7 protein-coding genes are annotated in these 4,716 nt (G+C 66.1%); all 7 read right to left on the reverse strand.

Features of this window, described 5'->3' with window-relative positions:
* Positions 1-33: 33 nt before the first annotated feature.
* Positions 34-444 carry a hypothetical protein gene (locus MRY84_RS04250; protein ID WP_291504508.1) on the reverse strand — a complete coding sequence of 137 codons (411 nt, stop codon included), beginning with the start codon at positions 442-444 and terminating at the stop codon, positions 34-36.
* A gap of 12 nt (positions 445-456) precedes the next feature.
* Positions 457-756 (reverse strand): hypothetical protein, encoded by a 300-nt coding sequence (locus tag MRY84_RS04255; protein WP_291504509.1) that lies wholly within the window; start codon positions 754-756, stop codon positions 457-459.
* A gap of 49 nt (positions 757-805) precedes the next feature.
* Positions 806-2,137, reverse strand: a complete 1,332-nt coding sequence (locus MRY84_RS04260) for a HAMP domain-containing sensor histidine kinase (RefSeq protein WP_291504510.1) — start codon at positions 2,135-2,137, stop codon at positions 806-808.
* A gap of 4 nt (positions 2,138-2,141) precedes the next feature.
* Positions 2,142-2,831, reverse strand: a complete 690-nt coding sequence (locus tag MRY84_RS04265; RefSeq protein ID WP_291504511.1) for a response regulator transcription factor — start codon at positions 2,829-2,831, stop codon at positions 2,142-2,144.
* 14 nt (positions 2,832-2,845) lie between these two features.
* Positions 2,846-3,391 (reverse strand): cytochrome b/b6 domain-containing protein, encoded by a 546-nt coding sequence (locus MRY84_RS04270; RefSeq protein WP_291504512.1) that lies wholly within the window; start codon positions 3,389-3,391, stop codon positions 2,846-2,848.
* A gap of 44 nt (positions 3,392-3,435) precedes the next feature.
* Positions 3,436-3,693, reverse strand: coding sequence for a PepSY domain-containing protein (locus MRY84_RS04275; RefSeq protein WP_291504513.1), 258 nt, complete (start codon positions 3,691-3,693; stop codon positions 3,436-3,438).
* A gap of 162 nt (positions 3,694-3,855) precedes the next feature.
* Positions 3,856-4,716, reverse strand: an 861-nt coding sequence (locus MRY84_RS04280; protein WP_291504514.1) for a DMT family transporter, incomplete at its 5' end; no start/stop codon positions are given.

The raw sequence follows: 4,716 nt of genomic DNA on the forward strand, positions 1-4,716 counted from the left end.
CTGCGCGACCCCTGGGAGATCGTAAACAGGCTCTTAGAACTCCCAGGCCATTCCCACCTGGCTGAACGTGCGGCCGTTGCCACGGCCCACCGCGGCGGACGCCTTGAGCCCGTCCTGGATGGTGTAGCGCAGGCCCACGGCCTTGTCCGGGCGCGACCTTTGCTCGCCATGCACCTCGGAGGTGAGTTGCAGTTGTTCGGTGAGCGGAACTTCATAGCCCACGGCCCAGGTGGTCGTACGGTGGCGGGCGCCTTGCGATCTGACCGTTTTGTGGCCGAGGTTGAGGTGCAGCACCTGCGCATTGGCCAGCCGGTAGCTGGCCAGGCCCGTGAGGGCGGAAGCCCGCTCGGTAAAACGCTCCGGGGTGGCGTTGTCATGCACACGGGTGTGCCCCAGGTCGAACCTCGCGCCCACCGACCAGCCCAGTTCGTTCTGGACTGGCACCCACTTCACTCCCTAGCCAAGCCCGTGAAGGGTGGTGGAAGGGCTCATGGCCGTGTCTTTGCCACGCGCCAGCGACACCTCCATCTCCAGCTGGGGCATGAGCCCTGCGCCCAAGAGCAATTCGGCGCTGCGGGTCTTGCCATCGCGGCTGAAGACGCTTTCGACCTTCATGGCGCCTTGGGTCAGCGTCCCCGCGTCGTCGGTGCGCATGGGCGCTTCGGCGTGGACGTGCAAGGTGGTTGCCAGGCTGGACAGTGCGATGCACACGGGCGCAATCTGCAAGGGTTTGTTGGGTTTTGGCGCGTGTCTCATGGGGTTCTCTTTTTCGTGTCGTTGCAAGGGATTCTGGAGGGGCGGCAGATCATGAAGCAGCGCTAGCCGACAGGTCGGCCGGCCAGCGCAGTTCCACGGTGAAGCCCATGGCGCTGTCTGGCAGTGCGGCGTGGCCCCCGTGTGCTCGGGCCACCAAGTCCGCCAGCACCAGCCCCAGCCCACCCATGGCACTGCCTTCTCCGTAGGCCTGCTGCTGCAGCGACTGCTGCAACCGGGCTTTGGTTTGGGGCGAGCAGCCAACGCCGTCGTCCTGCACGCGCAAGACGGTGTCTTTGCCCTCCTGCAGCGCGGTGATCGTGACCTGATGCGCATGGAAGCGGTGGGAGTTGTCCAGCAGGTTCAGCAGGGCTGCGGCCAACAGGTCGGGGTCGGCGGTCACTGGGGCCGTCTGGCGGATGGAGATGGCCATGTCGTGAAACGCCAGCGCATCCATGATCTGGCGCAGGTCGACAGCCTGGCGCTGTGGCTCCAGGCCGCTGCGGAACATCACCAGCAACGCTTGCATGACCCTGCCGAGCCGGCCCGCAGCATCTCGCGCGCGAACCAGCCGCGGCCGGATCGAGGCGGGCGCCTCCTGCACTGCGAGGGCCAGTTGCACGTCGATGCCCGCCACGGGCGTGCGCAGCGCGTGGGCCGCGTGGGCGGTAAAAGCGCGTTCGCTGATGATCCGTTGCGCCAGCCGGTGTCCCAGGTCGCCAATGGCGTGTTCGATGGGGAGCAGCTCCTGTCTTGGCGTGGCCGTTGGAGCAGTGTCGGGACGCAAGGGGTCGTAGTGCTGCACGCCGTGGCCCAGGGCCGCCAGCGGGCGAAGCTCATGCCGAATCCGCCAGTTCATCAGCAGGGCCGACAGAAGGCCCATGGACAGGGCCGCCACCAGCGTGTACCAGACCACTTCACCGTGCACCTCGTCCCGCTCTTTGCGGCTTTGCGCCACCACCAGAAACTGCTCGGGGCGCTGGCTGAAAACCGATGTGAAGGCTCGCCATTGGCCGTCTTGCGTCCAGGCGACCGCTTCGGTGGGAGCGCCTTGCAAGGCCTGTTCAGGGGCCTTGTGCGAGCGGCTTCTCACGCGGCCCGACGAGGCGTCCACCACCTGCCAGACCAGGTGCTCCTCATAGCCAAAGTGGTGGGTGGCGCTTTGGCCATCGGTGGCCAGATCAGGCTGAACGGCCATGACGCTGTGAAAAATCTCAGCAGCCTCTCGCAGTTCCTGGTCCATGAGTTCACCCATCTCGTGGGCGATCACGTACCACACCACCACGGAAGTCAGCAGGCCGAACGTGATGGAGATCCACAGCAGCGACTTGACGAGCCGTCCCCGGATGGACGGCGGCTGGGAGGCGGCCCTGCGCAGCTCCATGGCCCTACCCTCGGGCCGTGGTCAGGGTGGCCTGCGCGCAGGGAGATGCGTCAATGCGATAGCCCATGCCCCGGACCGTCTGGATCAGGTCCTTGCCCAGCTTGCTGCGCAGATGGAAGATGTGCACCTGCAGCGCATTGCTGGCCAGTTCGCTCTCCAGCCCCAGTACCAGGGCTTCCAGGTCCGACGTGGAAACCGTGCGCCCGGCGCGCAACACCAGCGCCTCCAGCACCGCCCATTCACGCGCTGTCAGCTCCACCCGCTGGCCGTGCAGCCGTGCTTCCTTGTCGGCCAGCAGCACCTCCACCGCACCAAACGCCTTGCAGGGCGCGCCGCCGGCCATGCGGCGGAACAGCGCGCGCAGCCGGGCGCACAGCTCTTCCGGCGCAAAGGGCTTGACGAGAAAATCGTCGGCCCCGCTGTCCAGGCCGTGGATGCGGTCGCTGAGCATGTCACGCGCGGTGAGCACCAGGGCCGGTGTCTTGGCCCCCTTGGCTCGCAGGCTGCGCAGCCAGTCCAGTGCGGAGCCATCGGGCAGGTTCCAGTCCAGCAGCCAGGCGTCATAGGGCTCGGTCACCAAGCCCCGGGCTTGCGCCAGGGCGGTACACCAATCCACCAGATAGCCGTCGTGCTGCAGAAAGTCCCGCAAGCCTTCGCCCAAGGTTTGATCGTCTTCCAGCAGCAACAGTCGCATGCGGCCCAGATTTCTCAGAAGTGCTGCTTGGTGCCGGTGACCATGGCCCGCACCAGCCGCACCCGCTCCACGCGCCCCATCACGATGGCCGCCGCCGCGTGCAACCCTGCCGCAATCAAGAGCCCGTGGGCCAGCACTTCGTGCAGCTCCATGAGCCATTCCTCGCCAAAGAACGTGTCGGTGGTTTGCATCCACCCTGTCACGCCCAGGGCCAGAACGGTGGCCATCAAGGCCAGCATCATCAGCGCCCCGAGAGGGTTGTGGCCCAGGTAGACCGGATGCTCGCCATTGCGAAGCGCGCGCGCATGCGCGGCCAGTCGGCTGGGGGTGGGAAAGAAGTCACTGAACCGGGCATGCCGACTGCCCACAAACCCCCATATCAGCCGCGCCAGCACCAGGGCGCTGGCGGTGTAGCCGGCCCATTCGTGCGCTGTTTTCCCTTCCTCCAGCACAAACTGGTTGAGGACGACGCAGGTCACCAGGCCCCAGTGAAAGATGCGGACAAAAGGATCCCACACCCGCACAGCGGGCGGTGGGGTGGCCGGGGACTCGGTTTTCATGATGGGCGGCTGCTGGACAGAGGCGTCGGGAGGGGCCGCAGGCGTCACTTGCGTTCGAGTTCGGCGCCCGTGGCAGGGTCGAAATAGATCTCGACCTTCTTGCCTGCCTTGTCCAGGCCGTAGATTTCATAGCACTTGCCCTTGCTCACCTTGAACGTGCGGATCTGGTAGCCCTGCTTTTCCATGGAAGCCTTGAAGTCGGCTTCTTTCATCCATTTTTCTTCGGGCACATTGCAGGTCGGTCCGGCAAATGCGGCGCCAGACCCAAGGGCGAGAACGAGAGCGGCGAGGTGCAGTTTCATGGTGAATGCTGGTGTCAGTGGGTTGAAACATGTGGACTGACTGCCCACGAACTGCATTGGACGTGGCCCAGATTAAGTGGGGATGAAGAGCGCCGCGGCGCGCCAAAAAACCGTGGGAACGGCCAGCGAAAGCGGGGAAGGCGAGACCGCCGGGGGAGCTGGCTACCGTGGTTTGCTGCCCGTCGCGATCGCTGGGGTGGCGCTCGTTGGCGAAGCACGCTGGTCGCGGCCAAGGGCCTGGCGGTTCATGGCTGCGGCGGCCAGCAGGATGGCTGCCGCGCCCGCCCACTGGGCTGGCTGCAGCCGGTGGCCAAACGCCACGAAGTCCACGCCAATTGCCACCACCGGGTAGATGAACGACAGCGCGCCCTGCAGGTAGGTGGGCAATTTCTGCACCGCGCCATACAGAAGGATGTACATGAGCCCGGTGTGCACAACACCCAGGGTTAGCAGAATCAACCAGGTGGATGTGCCTTGCGGGGGCGTGCCGAGCTGGGCAAAGGGTGCGAGCATCAGCACCCCCACGGCCACCTGAACCAGCGCGATCAGGTGCGGCGGCGTGCCCGTGAGCCGCTTGGCGACTACTGACGCCACGGCCCAGAAGAACGCCGCGCCCAGCGCCATGGCAATGCCCACCGTGTAGTCGCTGCCGGGTGTGCCCGCGCCCGGTTTGGCTTGCACGATGAGCAGCATGCCGGCGAACGCCGTGGCCAGCCAGCCCAGCTTGGACAGCGTGACCCGCTCGCCGAACAGCAGGGCGCCGAAGACCACGAGCATGAACGGCTGCGTGTTGTAGACGGCCGTGGCGATGGAGATGGATGCATGCGAATAGGCGCCGAACAGCAGCAGCCAGTTGGTGACGATGGCCACCCCGCCGAGTGCGGCCCACAGCGCGGTGCGCCAGGTCAGCATGCCGCGCAGCAGCCCCATGGCCCAGCACACCAGGCCCAGCGCCACGGCGCCGAAAGCGCAGCGCCAAAAGACCACTTGCAGCGCAGGCAGGCCCGATTGCACGACGAACCA

It is taken from the genome of Acidovorax sp., from assembly GCF_022763525.1.
GTDB lineage: Bacteria > Pseudomonadota > Gammaproteobacteria > Burkholderiales > Burkholderiaceae_C > Acidovorax.